Origin of the sequence: Spirillospora sp. NPDC049024 (genome assembly GCF_040649235.1) — a bacterium.
Classification (GTDB): Bacteria; Actinomycetota; Actinomycetes; order Streptosporangiales; family Streptosporangiaceae; genus Spirillospora.
This window is the reverse complement of record NZ_JBEZFD010000020.1, coordinates 14995-27888: the sequence shown is the minus strand read 5'-3', so window position 1 is coordinate 27888 and position 12894 is coordinate 14995. Positions and strand designations below refer to the sequence as shown.

17 protein-coding genes are annotated in these 12894 nt (G+C 72.7%); 6 read left to right on the top strand and 11 right to left on the bottom strand.

Going from position 1 to position 12894, the window contains the following annotated elements:
• The first annotated feature begins 29 nt into the window (after positions 1-29).
• Positions 30-776 (top strand): methyltransferase domain-containing protein, encoded by a 747-nt coding sequence (locus AB0C21_RS31145; RefSeq protein ID WP_500209027.1) that lies wholly within the window; start codon positions 30-32, stop codon positions 774-776.
• 11 nt (positions 777-787) lie between these two features.
• Here AB0C21_RS31145 and AB0C21_RS31140 read toward each other — a convergent pair whose 3' ends face one another.
• Positions 788-2092 (bottom strand): S8 family peptidase, encoded by a 1305-nt coding sequence (locus tag AB0C21_RS31140; RefSeq protein WP_500209026.1) that lies wholly within the window; start codon positions 2090-2092, stop codon positions 788-790.
• Between the two features lie 132 nt (positions 2093-2224).
• Here AB0C21_RS31140 and AB0C21_RS31135 point away from each other — a divergent pair, with 132 nt between their 5' ends.
• The 3 genes from AB0C21_RS31135 to AB0C21_RS31125 are packed head-to-tail and all read left to right on the top strand — an operon-like array spanning position 2225 to position 4016.
• On the top strand, positions 2225-2842 hold the full coding sequence (locus AB0C21_RS31135; RefSeq protein ID WP_500209024.1) for a hypothetical protein: 618 nt from the start codon (positions 2225-2227) through the stop codon (positions 2840-2842).
• The gene (locus tag AB0C21_RS31130; RefSeq protein WP_500209022.1) at positions 2839-3444 is read left to right on the top strand and encodes a hypothetical protein; all 606 of its coding nucleotides are present in this window, start codon (positions 2839-2841) and stop codon (positions 3442-3444) included. The genes AB0C21_RS31135 and AB0C21_RS31130 overlap by 4 nt, the downstream gene beginning before the upstream one ends.
• Positions 3441-4016 (top strand): hypothetical protein, encoded by a 576-nt coding sequence (locus tag AB0C21_RS31125; protein WP_500209020.1) that lies wholly within the window; start codon positions 3441-3443, stop codon positions 4014-4016. The genes AB0C21_RS31130 and AB0C21_RS31125 overlap by 4 nt, the downstream gene beginning before the upstream one ends.
• On the opposite strand, the gene AB0C21_RS31120 is transcribed toward AB0C21_RS31125, so the two are convergent.
• The 8 genes from AB0C21_RS31120 to AB0C21_RS31085 form a co-directional block, all read right to left on the bottom strand.
• On the bottom strand, positions 3904-5205 hold the full coding sequence (locus tag AB0C21_RS31120) for a hypothetical protein (protein ID WP_500209018.1): 1302 nt from the start codon (positions 5203-5205) through the stop codon (positions 3904-3906). The genes AB0C21_RS31125 and AB0C21_RS31120 overlap by 113 nt on opposite strands.
• Positions 5206-5329: 124 nt before the next feature.
• Positions 5330-5638 carry a DUF1416 domain-containing protein gene (locus AB0C21_RS31115; protein WP_353819267.1) on the bottom strand — a complete coding sequence of 103 codons (309 nt, stop codon included), beginning with the start codon at positions 5636-5638 and terminating at the stop codon, positions 5330-5332.
• A gap of 41 nt (positions 5639-5679) precedes the next feature.
• Complete coding sequence (locus AB0C21_RS31110; protein WP_500209016.1) at positions 5680-6519, bottom strand: sulfurtransferase; 840 nt, start codon at positions 6517-6519, stop codon at positions 5680-5682.
• Complete coding sequence (locus AB0C21_RS31105) at positions 6516-6953, bottom strand: DUF4395 domain-containing protein (protein WP_500209014.1); 438 nt, start codon at positions 6951-6953, stop codon at positions 6516-6518. The genes AB0C21_RS31110 and AB0C21_RS31105 overlap by 4 nt, the downstream gene beginning before the upstream one ends.
• Before the next feature lie 80 nt (positions 6954-7033).
• Positions 7034-7099, bottom strand: a complete 66-nt coding sequence (locus AB0C21_RS31100) for a putative leader peptide (protein ID WP_360761443.1) — start codon at positions 7097-7099, stop codon at positions 7034-7036.
• A gap of 129 nt (positions 7100-7228) precedes the next feature.
• The gene (locus AB0C21_RS31095) at positions 7229-7543 is read right to left on the bottom strand and encodes a TlpA family protein disulfide reductase (protein ID WP_500209225.1); all 315 of its coding nucleotides are present in this window, start codon (positions 7541-7543) and stop codon (positions 7229-7231) included.
• Positions 7544-7726: 183 nt separating this feature from the next.
• Entirely contained in the window at positions 7727-8437 is a 711-nt protein-coding gene (locus AB0C21_RS31090; protein ID WP_149263119.1) for an LmeA family phospholipid-binding protein, read from the bottom strand.
• Positions 8438-8619: 182 nt separating this feature from the next.
• Entirely contained in the window at positions 8620-8874 is a 255-nt protein-coding gene (locus AB0C21_RS31085; RefSeq protein WP_500209011.1) for a MoaD/ThiS family protein, read from the bottom strand.
• 224 nt (positions 8875-9098) lie between these two features.
• Between AB0C21_RS31085 and AB0C21_RS31080 the strand changes: the two genes are divergently transcribed.
• Positions 9099-9815: a winged helix-turn-helix transcriptional regulator gene (locus tag AB0C21_RS31080; RefSeq protein ID WP_500209009.1), complete on the top strand. Its 717-nt coding sequence runs from the start codon at positions 9099-9101 to the stop codon at positions 9813-9815.
• On the opposite strand, the gene AB0C21_RS31075 is transcribed toward AB0C21_RS31080, so the two are convergent.
• Entirely contained in the window at positions 9752-10999 is a 1248-nt protein-coding gene (locus AB0C21_RS31075) for an MFS transporter (RefSeq protein ID WP_500209007.1), read from the bottom strand. The genes AB0C21_RS31080 and AB0C21_RS31075 overlap by 64 nt on opposite strands.
• A 32-nt stretch (positions 11000-11031) precedes the next feature.
• Here AB0C21_RS31075 and AB0C21_RS31070 point away from each other — a divergent pair, with 32 nt between their 5' ends.
• Positions 11032-12087, top strand: coding sequence for a LacI family DNA-binding transcriptional regulator (locus tag AB0C21_RS31070; RefSeq protein ID WP_500209005.1), 1056 nt, complete (start codon positions 11032-11034; stop codon positions 12085-12087).
• A gap of 11 nt (positions 12088-12098) precedes the next feature.
• On the opposite strand, the gene pstB is transcribed toward AB0C21_RS31070, so the two are convergent.
• On the bottom strand, positions 12099-12875 hold the full coding sequence (gene pstB, locus AB0C21_RS31065) for a phosphate ABC transporter ATP-binding protein PstB (protein ID WP_500209003.1): 777 nt from the start codon (positions 12873-12875) through the stop codon (positions 12099-12101).
• Between the last annotated feature and the right edge of the window lie 19 nt (positions 12876-12894).

Here is a 12894-nt window from a genome sequence, read left to right as displayed (position 1 = left end):
AGTCGGCTTGAAGTCGCAGCATGGGCGCCATGCCGACCCCGATCGAAGAACTCATCGCCCTGCTCGACGCCCACGACGCGAAGCCGGACGCCACGCGGCTGCGGGCCCGCTCCTACGAACTGCTCGACGTCGCTCCGGGCATGCCCGTGGCGGACGTCGGCTGCGGCACCGGACGCGCGGTCGCCGAGATGGCCGACCTGGGCGCGCGGGCCGTCGGCGTCGACCTGAGCGAGAAGATGCTCGCGATGGCGCGCGACCGCTTCACGGACGGCGACTTCCGCCTCGGCGACGCGACGGCGCTGCCGTTCCGGGACGGCGAACTCGGCGGCTACCGGGCTGACAAGGTCCTGCACGCTCTGCCCGAACCCGCCGCGGCCGTCGCCGAGGCGTGGCGCGTCCTGTCCCCCGGCGGACGCGCCGTGCTGTGCGGCCAGGACTGGGACGCGTTCGTCGTGGACTCGGCCCACCCTGAACTCACCCGGACGATCGTGCACGCGCGCGCCGACCGCCTACCGTCCCCGCGGGCCGCCCGCCGGTACCGCAACCTGCTGCTGGACGCCGGTTTCCGCGACGCGGCCGTCGAGGTCCACACCGCCGTGTTCACCGATGAAGAGGCGCTGCCCGTACTGGCCAACCTCATCGAGGCGTGCCGCACCGGCGGGGACATCACCGGCGAGGAGGCCGACGCGTGGCTCGCCGACCAGCGGGAGCGCGCCGCACGCGACCGGCTGTTCCTGGCCTTGCCGATGTTCCTGGCGTCCGCCGTCAAACCCTGACCCGTCCGGGGTCAGTCGCTCTCCTCGGCGGGGATGACCGCCCGGCCCGGGCGCCAGCCGCGCCGGCGGCCCATCGGGATGATCGCCCCGGCGAACGCGACGCACAGCGCGAGCGCGAGGGCGCCGCCCGCCACGGCCATCCCGATCGTGCGGGCCCGGTGGTCGACGGGCGCCGGCTTCGCGATCGGGACGGCGCCGCTCAGCGGGCGCGCCTGCACCGCGCCGGGCGAGGCGTTCGGGTCGACCAGGGCCGACACGGCCTGGAGCGGGCTGATCATGCCGTGCCCGCTGCCCGAGCCGTTGCCGCCCTCCGCCGTGATGAGGATCCGGTTGATGACCTGCTGGTAGTTCAGCTTGGGGTGCCGGGCGCGGACGAGGGCGGCGACGCCGGCCGCGTAGGGGGCGCCGAAGCTCGTCCCCTGCAGGCCGCCGACGTAGCCCTTGCCGAGGGTCGAGATGACGTTCTGGCCGGGCGCCGAGACGTCGATGCGGGTCTTCTGGTTGGAGAACCCGGTGATGGTGCCCGCCTCGTCCACCGCGGCGACGGACAGGACGCCCTTGTAGCTCGCCGGGTAGGCGGCGCTCTCCTTGCCCCGCTGGTCCTGGGTGACGTTGCCGGCGGCGGCGACGATGAGCGCGTCGTGCTTCTGCGCGCCCTCGACGGCCCGGCGCAGCGCGGGCGTGTCCGGCGCGGCCGACGACACGTTGATGACCTTCGCGCCGTGGGCGACGGCCCAGTCGATGGCCTTCGGCAGGAGCGAGTTGTCCTGCGTGCTCTCGCCGCTGGCGAACTTGGCGTTCAGCAGCCTGACCTGCGGCGCGACGCCGACGAACGGGACGTCGCGGGCGCGCATGTCGGTCGCGGCGATGATGCCCGCGACCTCGGTGCCGTGCCCGAGGCAGTCGTCGGTGGTGCTGCCGGTCGCGTCGTAGCTCGCCGCGATCTTGCCCTTGAGCTGCGGGTGACTCGCGTTGATGCCGCTGTCGACGACGGCGACCGTCACGCCCCGGCCGCGGGTGATCGGCCAGGCCTGCTCGAAGTCCAGCCGCCGCTGCGCCCACGGCTCGACCGTGATCGCCGACGCGGGCTGCCCGATCTGCTCGTTGCACTTGGGCGCCGGGGCCTGCGTCGGAAGCCGCCGCGTCGGCTTCGGCTTGGTGGTGACCTGCGGCTTCTTGGTGGCCGTCGGCTTCGCCGTGGTCGTCGGCGCCGCCCGGGGCCGGTCCGCCGGCGCCGCGGCCGCCGCCGGGGCGAACGCCAGAACGGACGTCAGGGCCAGGCTTGCGGTGCCCGCCGCGATTCGCCCTCCGCGCATTCCTCGTCTCTCCTGACGTGTGCGAACCACACGACTCTAAGGGATCAGCGGAGTACAGATCACGCCGTCCCGGACACGACCGGCGTGCTCCTGATCCGGTGCGCTGGGACCGGGCGCGTTACGATCTGGCGCGTGCTGCCCTCCGCACCGGCTCCCCCTCCCCCGGCAGGCCCCGCGCGCCGCGCGCCGCGGCCGCGATGGCTCGCGCCCGCCGCGGCCGCGGGAGTGGCGGCCGTCCTGGTCCCCGTGCTGTGGGTGACGGGCGGGTTCAAGGAGACGCCCAAGCAGCCCGCCGCGAAGCCCGGCAAGCCTCTCGACCTGGGGCTGTTCGAGGTGACCGTCCACGACGCGCGGATCGGGCAGGTCGAGGGCGGCTTCGGCGCCGGCAGGGAGCGCCGCCTCATCGTGCGGCTGCGGGTGCTCAACAAGGGCAAGGAGACCGAGTCGCTCGGCATCGGCGGCCTGTCCGACGGCGTGGTCGCGCTCACCAAGGCCGGCAAGTGGCTGAAACCCGACGACGTGGAGGGCGTCGCGGGCGGCTCGAAGACGGACATGACGCAGCCGGGGCTGCCGGTGGAGGCGTCCGCGATGTGGAAGATGGGCCCGGCGGACGCGCCCACCGAACTGACCGTGGGCCTGCGCAAGTGGGAGTACGAGCACGGGTTCACCGACGACGACTACAACTGGCTGGTCGACCCGAAGAGCGACGTGCTCGCCGGCCGCCTCACCCTCCCGGTGAGCCCGCGGTGAACGGCCGCGAGGTCCTGCTGCGGGCGGGCGCCGGCGTCGGCGGGACGCTCCTGCTCGCCGGCGCGATGTGGCTGCACTCCGTCCGCCCCCAGGTTCGGGCCGCGGAGCTGGACCCGATCCGGACCGGCGGCGCGATCGGCGAGGAGGTCGCGACCCGGTACTTCAGCGTCCGGGTCGAGCGGGTGGACGCGGCGCGGTCGCTGGAGCCGAGCCTCAGCCTCGGCAATCCGCCGCCCGTCGGGACGGACGGCGTCTACCTCGTGGTCCGGCTGCGGGCGACGAGCCGGGAGGAGCCGCTCCAGCTCTCCTCCGCCGTCCTGGAGACGCCCGGCGGCTACACGTTCCGGGAGGACCCGCGGACCGGGTCGGCCTCCGCGGGCGCGCAGCCGACGTTCGAGCCGATGATCTGGACGCCCGCGACGTTCCTGTTCGAGCTGCCGAGGAACCGGGTGGCGGGCGCGCACCTCGTCGTCGGCACCGGCGGTCTGCTGCCGCAGCTGTCCGCCGCGGCCGACATCGACCTCGGCCTCACCGCGGACCGCGCGGCGGCACTGCTGCGCGCCGCCCCGGAGCGCTACAAGGTCAGGGCGGACGGCCCGTGACCGCCGCCGACACCCACCCCGACGGGATCCCGCTCCCCACCCCGTCCGACCGGTCCCGGTTGCGGCCGAGGGACCGGCGCGTCGTCCAGGCGATCGCACTCGTGTGCGCGATGTCGGCGTACCTCGCCGTGCACTGGGCGGACGACACCCGCACCGTCCGCAAGAACCTGGATCCGCCGGAGAAGGTCACCACCGTCGCGGAGGGACGGATCGGTGAGCTGGCCGGCGCGCGATGGAAGGTCTTCGGACGGCAGAAGGCCGCGCCGCTGGGCAAGGCCCAGGGCGACGTGACGGAACTGCGACTGCAGCTCGCCGTCCGCCCGTCCGACGCGGCGAGCGCCAAGGCGGTCGGCTCCTACGGCCTGGTCTACCGGTTCCGCGACGACGACGGCCGCGCGTGGTCGGCGACGGCGCTGCGGACGCGCGAGCCGGCGGCGGGCGTCGCGATGGCCGTCACCGTCAGGGGGACGGTGCCCCGCGCCATGGCGGACTCGCTGGAACTGGAGATCCGGGCGCCGAAGACGTCACGGAAGCCGGGGGCCCCGCAGGTTTCGCTGCGGTTCTCGCGCTGACCCGCGCCATCACCAGGTTGAACGCCGCCGCGAGCAGGCACACGCGCAGGATCTCGAACACCAGGCCCGTCCCGTACCCGACGAACGGCAGCGCCCGCATCCACCACGTCACCTCGTGCGGGCCGATCAGCTCGTAGACGACCCGGCGGGAGGCCTCCTCCGCCACGTCCAGGCCGGCGAACAGCAGGCAGAACACCGCGAACGGCATCAGTCCCGACCGGCGCACCAGCCGCAGCCCGTACCAGGCGGGCAGCCACATCTCGCGGAACCCGCGGGTGAGCAGTTCCCGGGGGCTGCCCGAGCGGTCGATCCCGCCGGCGCGGGCCAGCCGCCGCGCAGCGCGGCTCCCGCCGAGCACGACCCGCTCGTCCCCCGCGTCCAGCCCGAGGACCACTCCGGCGATCACGAGCCAGATCAGCGCGCCGAGCACGGCGTCCTTGAACGGCGGCCACAGGTCGAGGACGGGTCCCGCCGCGCCGTCCACCCACGACCACGCCTGCCGCGCGGTGAACCAGTCGACGCCCTCGCCGCGCAGATGGTCGATCGTGAAGATGCCGAACAGCGCGAAGTTGATCTCCAGGAACGCCACCAGCGCGCCGATCGCGCGGGGCAGCCGCTCCTCGAGCCGCCACTCCGCGAGCACCTTCAGCACGAACAGGCCCGCGGTGAGGCCGATCGCGAGGCCGAGGTGGCGCTCCATCGTCAGCAGCATCCCGGCGCCCTTGAGCTGCCCCTCGAAACCGCCCTCGGCGAACCCGCGGCTCGCGGCCATGCCCGCGAACTCGCGGGCGTCCTCGCCCTGCTTGCCCCACGCCAGGTAGAAGATGACGAACGGAAGCGCGGCGCGGCCGATCGCGCCGAGCACCGACTCCTCGTTGCCCACCGCCCACGGCGTGAGGCCGCCGCCGGAGTCGCGGGCGGTGACCACGTCCAGGCCCTCCCGGACGCTGTGCACCATCAGCACCGTCACCGCCAGGGTGATCACCACCAGCAGGCCGACGGTGGTGATCGGCGCGACGTTCGCCGCGATGCCCTTCATCGCGCCGAGCCGGTAGCCCGCGTACATCGCGCCGTAGCGCAGCAACTCCCCCACGGTGAACCACAGGGCGAGCGGCAGGACGAACCGCCCCGCGAGCTTCAGCGTCGCCCAGGGGAGGACCAGCGGGGAACGCGCGGACAGAGCGGACATCGCGCCGATCGTAACGAACCCCGCCGTCCCGATGGGGGGACGACGGGGTTCGCGGACCAGGGCGCGGGTCGGACGGCACCGGTCGGCCGGCGCCGATCAGACCGCGCCGATCAGATCATGCCGGTCAGATCGCGACCTCGAGGCCGGCGACCGTGCCGGTCTTCGCGGTGACGGCGGTGTCGACGCTCACGCCGCCGGCCGCCAGGACGCGGACCGTCCAGTCGCCGTCGGCGGCGAAGAACCGGAACACGCCCTCCTCGCCCGTCACCACCTCAGCGGTGAACTCGCCCGACGAGTCGAGCAGGCGGGCGTAGGCGCTCGACACCGGGACGCCGTCACGGGTGACGGTCCCCTGGATGACGGCCTCGTTGGTCAGGTCGACGGTCGCCGGAAGGTGCGCCGTCTGCTCGGGCGCTGCGCAGCCCTGGGTCATGGTTCCTCCAAGTGTGGTGCTGCCGGACTGTGCTGGCGGACTTACTTGCCCGCGCCGAGCTCGATCGGCACGCCGACGAGCGAGCCGTACTCGGTCCACGAGCCGTCGTAGTTCTTCACGTTGTCCAGGCCCAGCAGCTCGCGCAGGGCGAACCACGTGTGCGAGGAGCGCTCGCCGATGCGGCAGTAGGCGATGGTGTCCTTGTTCAGGTCGACGCCGGCCTCGGTGTAGAGGGCGCGGAGCTCCTCGTCGGACTTGAAGGTGCCGTCGTCGTTGGCCGCCTTCGACCACGGGATGTTGGCCGCGGTCGGCACGTGGCCGGCGCGCTGCGACTGCTCCTGCGGCAGGTGCGCCGGGGCGAGCAGCTTGCCGCTGAACTCGTCCGGCGAGCGGACGTCGATCAGGTTCTGCTTGCCGATCGCGTCCACGACCTCGTCGCGGAAGGCGCGGATGGACAGGTCCTGGTCCTTGGCCTTGTACTGGGTCGCGGGACGGGTCGGGACGTCGGTGACCAGCTCGCGGGAGTCGAGCTCCCACTTCTTGCGGCCGCCGTCGAGGAGCTTCACCTTGTCGTGGCCGTACAGCTTGAAGTACCAGTACGCGTACGCGGCGAACCAGTTGTTGTTGCCGCCGTACAGGATGACGAGGTCGTCGTTCGCGATGCCCTTGCTCGACAGCAGCTGCTCGAAGCCGGTCCTGTCCACGAAGTCGCGGCGGACCGGGTCCTGCAGCTCGGTCTTCCAGTCGATCTTCACGGCGCCACGGATGTGGCCCTTGTCATAGGCGGACACGTCCTCGTCGACCTCGACGAGCACGAGCCCGGGGTCGTCCAGGTGGGCCTCGACCCAGTCGGTGTCTACCAGGACGTCTGAGCGGCTCATGCGGGAACCTTCCCTTCGGAGCGGACTTTCGCGGTGATGCGGCGGATGAGCAGATACATCTCGCAGCCGAGGCAGAACCCGAACGCCGCGTTCAGGAACGCCGCCGCCAGCGCGAGGGCGGTGGCACCGATGCCGAGCCAGGTGGTCCCCGTCGCGTACCCGGCCGTGCCCACGAGGGCGAAGGCGAGCCCGACACCCTGCGCGAAGCGGGGCGCGGCCTCGTCCTCCAGTTCCCTGGGGGGAGCGAGCCGGGGACGGATGAGCACTCTGAACACCAGTCCGTACGGGGCGTACCGAAGGCCGAGGAAGGTCGCGATGGCGAACACGACGGCCTGAGCGGCGAGCAGTGCCCAGCTTCCGGTCACCAGCACGGCGATGAGGACGACCGTGGTGACGGACGCGACGAAGCGCTGCCCACGCGGATCAACCTGCATCGGGGTGCTCCTGGCGGAGTGGAAGCGTGCGTACGAGCTAGAAGACGAAGTTTGCTCGGGGGGCGGACGGGCTCGATGCCTCAGGCCGTACGACAGAGCGAGGCGGCCACGCGGCAGAAGTCGACCGCGCGGCGCTTCGTGAGCATCTGCTCTGTCCAGTAACGCACGGACACGATGTTAAGCCGACAATCCACGGGCTGTCACATCCGTCTCGCCTTGCGAGACAGTGACATTCGTCTTAGCGCAGGTCATCCGGGCGCCGCTCACGTAGTGGATCATGTGATGGCCTCCCCGAGAGCGGCGATGACGTCGGGTTTGCGGGGGGCTCCGGCCGCGCGCCGGACGACGCGTCCGGTGGCGTCCAGGACGAGGACGGTCGGAGTGCGGACGACGTTCAGCCGCCGGACGAGATCGAGATGCGCCTCGGCGTCGAGCTCGACATGGACGACGCCCTCCACCATCTCGCTCACCTCGCCGAGGACGCGGCGGGTGGCCCGGCACGGCGCGCAGAACGCGCTGGAGAACTGCAGCAGCGTGGCCTTCTCGCCGAGCTCGGCGCCCAGCTCGTCCGCGCCGACGGTCTCGCCCACCTCGCCGCCCCTCTCCCGCCGGGCGCGCAGCACACCGTCACGGCGCCGCCTCACCAGGCCGAACACCGTGGCCGCGAGGAGGACGCACGCGGCGACCACTGCTCCGATCATCGCCCGTACAACCCCGCGGCCCCGCCGCTTCTTCCCGGCGTGGCGGGGATCACTCTCCCGGGGGGACGGGGATCACTGCCCGGTGGGCGCCTGCAGGTCGTTCAGCCGGACGTTCTCGGCGGTCGCGGCCACGCGCAGCCCCTCCGGCGTGGGCTGGATCTGGCTGATCCGCGACCCGACGGGCAGATCGGAGACCGGCACGGTCCAGGTGAGCTGCGACTTCACCAGCGCCAGCGGGATCTGCGCCGCGCCGTTCGACCCCACCGACACGGGCGAGATCGCGATGCCCTTCGCGGTCGGCTTGACCTGCACGACAGCGGTGCCGGCCAGCTGGACGCCGAGGACGTTGCCGGTCAGGTCGACCGACAGGTCGTCGCCCTTCGGCCCGATCCGCTTGACCTCCTTGGGCGCGCGCTTCTGGATCACGTCGTAGGGGACGACGGCCGAGGCGGTCGCGGTGCGCGCGGTGACATCGGCGGCGCTGCCCTTGGTGACCTCCGACAGCGGCGCGTCCACGCCCCGCATGTCGACCTTGACGCCGGTGACGGTCACGCCCTGCTGCGTCCAGTCGCCGATGCCCACCTCGATGTGCTTGTACTCGCCGCCGACCGCCTGGGTCAGGAACGGGATGCCGTGGATCGTGACGTCCGGCCGCTCCTGCAGGTTGTACTGCGCGGCGACCTGCTCACCGATCTTGTCCTCCGCGACCCGGACCCCGATCCGGTCCGCGGCGACCAGCCCCGCGGCGACCAGGACCAGCAGGACCAGCAGTACTTTCCGCATGTCTCTCCTTCGGCCTGCGGCACGCGCCCGCCACACCTTAGTGAACGAACCGCCCGCAAGGGGTCGCACCGGAGGATGACCTCTGAGACCGAAAAATCACCCGGTTGTGAGATCAGCCACCTTATGCGCACCCAGTCACTGACCGTGACGCCGACCACCCACCGTGACCTCCGGCGGTGAACTCAACCGCCGGCGAAGGGCGGCAGCACCTCCACGACGGCGCCCTCCGGCAGGGCCACGGACGCGTGCGGGCGGGTCCCGACCGGGTCACCGTCGATGAGGAACGAACTCCTGCCCACGACCCGGGCGAACTCGTCGCCGCGCGCGTCCATGGCGGCGGCCAGCGCGTCCGCCAGCGTCACCGCGTCGTACGGCTCCTCATGGGTCCCCGCCGCCGCCTTGGCGGCCGCCCAGTACCGGATCGTTCCCTTGGCCATGCATACAGGCTCTCATCCCCCGCTGACACGGTCCGGCCAGGTCGCGCCATGGACGCCGGGGCCACCTCGGTTATGCTCAGGGGTGAGGGATCCGGGCGACGAGGCCATGGAGTTCATCCGAAAGGCCCTTCATGGTCACCTCGTCTTCGAGCCGCTGGCCGTGTGCCGGGGCTGGAGGGTGAGCCGCCTGGGTCCTACGTCTTTTTAGAGACGGGAGGCGGCATTTGAGCAGCTTGCTCTTGCTGACCAACGCGCTGGAACCCTCGGACGAGGTCCTGCCGGCGCTCGGACTTCTGCTGCACTCCGTGCGCGTCGCGCCCGCCGAGGCGTCCGCGCTCATCGACGCGCCACCGGCCGACGTCGTGCTGGTGGACGCCCGCCGCGAGCTGGTCCAGGCCAAGAGCCTGTGCCGCCTGCTGCGCACCACCGGACTCGACTGCCCGCTGCTCGCGATCGTCACCGAGGGAGGGCTCGCCGCGCTGAGCCCCGAATGGGGCCTGGACGACGTGCTGCTACAGACCGCCGGCCCCGCCGAGGTCGAGGCCCGCCTCCGCCTCGCCGTCGGGCGCGCCGCGGCCGGCGCGGAGGCCGACGAGGTCCCGGGCGAGATCCGCAGCGGCGACCTCACGATCGACGAGGCCACCTACACGGCCCGGCTCCGCGGCCGCGTCCTCGACCTGACGTTCAAGGAGTTCGAGCTGCTGAAGTACCTGGCGCAGCACCCGGGCCGCGTCTTCACGCGCGCCCAACTCCTCCAGGAGGTCTGGGGCTACGACTACTTCGGCGGCACCCGCACCGTCGACGTCCACGTCCGCCGCCTGCGCGCCAAGCTCGGCGCCGAGTACGAGTCCCTGATCGGCACCGTCCGCAACGTCGGCTACCGCTTCGTCCCCGACCACCGCCCGGGCGACGCCGAGGAGAGGACTCCCGCCCGCGCCTGACCGTCCCGTGCCGCACCGCCGAAGCCGCTGAGGCGGAGCAGCGGCGCAGTCAGGACCAGGAGGACGACCGCGAGCGCCGCGACCGCGACCATGGCCCCGCGCAGCCCCACGGCGTCCGCCCACAGCCCGACGTAGACCGGCCCGGCGAGGAACCCGAGGTAGGACACGGTCGTGACGACCGAGGTCGCGCGTCCGCGGCGGTCCTCGTCGACGTTCCGCGCGACCAGGCGGAGCAGCGTCGGGAACAGCACGGCCGTCCCGGCGGCGGCCAGCGCGAGCCCGGCCCCGGCGACCGCCGGCGTGGGCGCGGCGGCGATGACGGCGGCCCCGCCCGCGGCCCCCGCCGCCCCCGCGAGAAGGACGCCGCGGACGGCGGTCAGCCCGCCCGCCGCGAACCGCGTGATCGCGACCGTCCCCGCGAAGACGGCGGGCGCGACGGCGCTCAGCCCGCCGGCGTGGAACTCGTCGTGGAGGAAGACCGCGCTCCAGCTCTGGTGGGCGTTCTCGCTGGCGAACGCGAACGCCCCCAGCACCCCGACGAGCACCAACGGGACCGTCCGGCGCCGCCCGAGCGGCACCGCCGCCTCCTGCCGGACGACGTCCCCCTCAGGAAGCGCACCGGCCTGCCGAGACCGCGCCCCCTGTCCGGCACCCGCCTTGAAGCCGGCACCCGCCCCCGCACACACAGCGGCCACGACAGCGAACGGCACGGCGATCGGCAGCGACGACACCAGCCCGGTCCCAAGGCTCGCCAGCACCACCAGACTGGAGAAGACGCCGTGAGCCCGGGTGATGACGGGTCTTCCGGCGGCCTTCTCGGCCCGCCCGGCGACCGCGTTGATGGCCACGTCGGCCGCCCCACTGGTAGCCCCCACCACGGCCAACCCGACGCAAAGGCTCGCCAGGCCCACAGCGGTGAACGCCACGAGGATGCCGGCGCCGCCGAGAGCGGCGAGGGCCGCGCCCGCGACTCCGGGCCCCCATCGATCCAGCGCCCGTCCGGCCAGGAGCATCGCCGGGAGGGCCCCCGCGCCCACGAACAGCAGCGCGAAGCCGAGCCCGCCGTCCCCGACGCCGGCCTGCTCCTGGACCCGCGGCACCGAGGCGCCCCACACCCCCCAGAACGCTCCGAACGCCCCGAAGCCCAGGTAAGCCCGGAACGTCATCCCATTGCCGACCCTCATCTGTGTAACGATACACATCTAAACTGAGGGCCATGGAACACTCCCGAGGCGCGAAGCGGGCGACCCTGGCCCAGGTGGCGGAACTGGCCGGTGTGTCGGTGATGACCGCCTCCTACACCTACAACCGGCCGAACCGCGTATCGGACGGGACGCGGGCGAAGGTGCTGGCCGCCGCGACCCGCCTCGGTTATCCGGGCCCCGACCCGAGTGCCCGGTCCCTGCGCCGGGGCAGCACCCGCACGCTCGGCGTGGTGATGGGCGAGCACCTGAGCTACGCGTTCGACGACCCGGAGGCGGTGTCCTTCCTGGCGGGGATCGCCGACGTCTGCGCCGACCACGGCTACGGCATGACCATCGTGCCGATCACGGGCGCCGCCGACGACGTCTCCCGGATCACCGACGCCGCCGTCGACGGGTTCGTCGTGTGGACCACGTCCGACGACGACCCCGTCCTCGCGGCCGTCCGGGGGACGAAGCGTCCCGCGGTGGTCCACGGCGGGCCTGCGCTGGACGGGATGGGCCTGGTGAGCATCGACAACCGCGCGGCGGCCCGAGCGGTGGGCGCCGTCGCCTTCGCGGGCGCCGCACGTCCGGCCATCGTGAGCTTCCCGCTCTCGCGGGACCGGACGACCGCGATCACCAAGGGCGCGGAGCTCCCCGACGTCCTGTTCCCGGTGACGCGCGAGCGCCTGGAGGGGTATCGAGAGGCGGCCGAAGCCGCCGGGACCGCCTGGCATGACGTGACCGTCGCCGTATGCGCGCGCAACGACGCCGCAGAGGCGGAGCGCGTCGCGACGGCCCTCCTGACCTCCGCGGAGCCACCCGACGCGATAGCCGCGATGAGCGACCGGCAGGCGTCCGGGGTCGTTCGAGCGGCGCGCGCGGCCGGCCGTGCCGTCCCCGGCGACGTGGCGGTCACCGGCTGGGACGACGCGGCCGTGGCGGCACCCCTGGGCCTGACCACGGTCGCCCAATCCCTGCGCGACCAGGGCGCGGCCTGCGCCAGGGCGATCCTCGGCGGCCAGGAGCCGGACTCCCGGCCGGCGCCATGGTCCCTGACCCGAAGGACCAGCACCCGCCGGCCCTGAGGGTCGGGCGGTCAGCCGAAGCGGCCGGTGATGTAGTCCTCGGTGGCCTTCTGCTCCGGGTTCGCGAAGATCTTGCTGGTGTCGTCGATCTCGATGAGCTTGCCGGGCTTGCCGGTCCCCGCGATGTTGAAGAACGCGGTGCGGTCGCTGACCCGGGCCGCCTGCTGCATGTTGTGCGTGACGATGACGATCGTGTACTGCGTCTTCAGCTTCTCGATCAGGTCCTCGATCGCGAGGGTGGAGATCGGGTCGAGCGCCGAGCACGGCTCGTCCATCAGCAGCACCTGCGGCTGGACGGCGATCGCACGCGCGATGCAGAGGCGCTGCTGCTGCCCGCCCGACAGGCCCGCACCGGGCTTGCCGAGCCGGTCCTTGACCTCGTTCCACAGATTGGCGCCGCGCAGCGACTCCTCGACGACCTCGTCCAGCCGGCCCTTGCGGCGGACGCCGTTCAGCTTCAGCCCGGCCGCCACGTTGTCGTAGATCGACATGGTGGGGAACGGGTTGGGCCGCTGGAAGACCATGCCGACGACGCGCCGCACCGCGACCGGGTCGACGGCCGAGTCGTAGAGGTCCTGGTCGTCCAGCATGACCTTGCCCTCGACGCGGGCGCCCGGGATGACCTCGTGCATCCGGTTCAGGGTGCGCAGGAACGTGGACTTGCCGCAGCCCGACGGCCCGATGAACGCCGTCACCGAGCGCGGCTCGATCGTCATCGAGATGTCCTCGATGGCGTGGACGCCGCCGTAGTAGGCGTGCAGCCCGGAGACTTCGATCCGCTTGGCCATGGGGTGATAACTCCTTATC

Coding starts and splice junctions, on each gene's coding strand:
- AB0C21_RS31085 (WP_500209011.1), bottom strand. CDS start 8,874: ATGGCCAAGGGAACGATCCGGTACTGGGCGGCCGCCAAGGCGGCGGCG.
- AB0C21_RS31145 (WP_500209027.1), top strand. CDS start 30: ATGCCGACCCCGATCGAAGAACTCATCGCCCTGCTCGACGCCCACGAC.
- AB0C21_RS31070 (WP_500209005.1), top strand. CDS start 11,032: ATGGAACACTCCCGAGGCGCGAAGCGGGCGACCCTGGCCCAGGTGGCG.
- AB0C21_RS31110 (WP_500209016.1), bottom strand. CDS start 6,519: ATGAGCCGCTCAGACGTCCTGGTAGACACCGACTGGGTCGAGGCCCAC.
- pstB (WP_500209003.1), bottom strand. CDS start 12,875: ATGGCCAAGCGGATCGAAGTCTCCGGGCTGCACGCCTACTACGGCGGC.
- AB0C21_RS31105 (WP_500209014.1), bottom strand. CDS start 6,953: ATGCAGGTTGATCCGCGTGGGCAGCGCTTCGTCGCGTCCGTCACCACG.
- AB0C21_RS31075 (WP_500209007.1), bottom strand. CDS start 10,999: ATGAGGGTCGGCAATGGGATGACGTTCCGGGCTTACCTGGGCTTCGGG.
- AB0C21_RS31140 (WP_500209026.1), bottom strand. CDS start 2,092: ATGCGCGGAGGGCGAATCGCGGCGGGCACCGCAAGCCTGGCCCTGACG.
- AB0C21_RS31090 (WP_149263119.1), bottom strand. CDS start 8,437: ATGCGGAAAGTACTGCTGGTCCTGCTGGTCCTGGTCGCCGCGGGGCTG.
- AB0C21_RS31120 (WP_500209018.1), bottom strand. CDS start 5,205: ATGTCCGCTCTGTCCGCGCGTTCCCCGCTGGTCCTCCCCTGGGCGACG.
- AB0C21_RS31115 (WP_353819267.1), bottom strand. CDS start 5,638: ATGACCCAGGGCTGCGCAGCGCCCGAGCAGACGGCGCACCTTCCGGCG.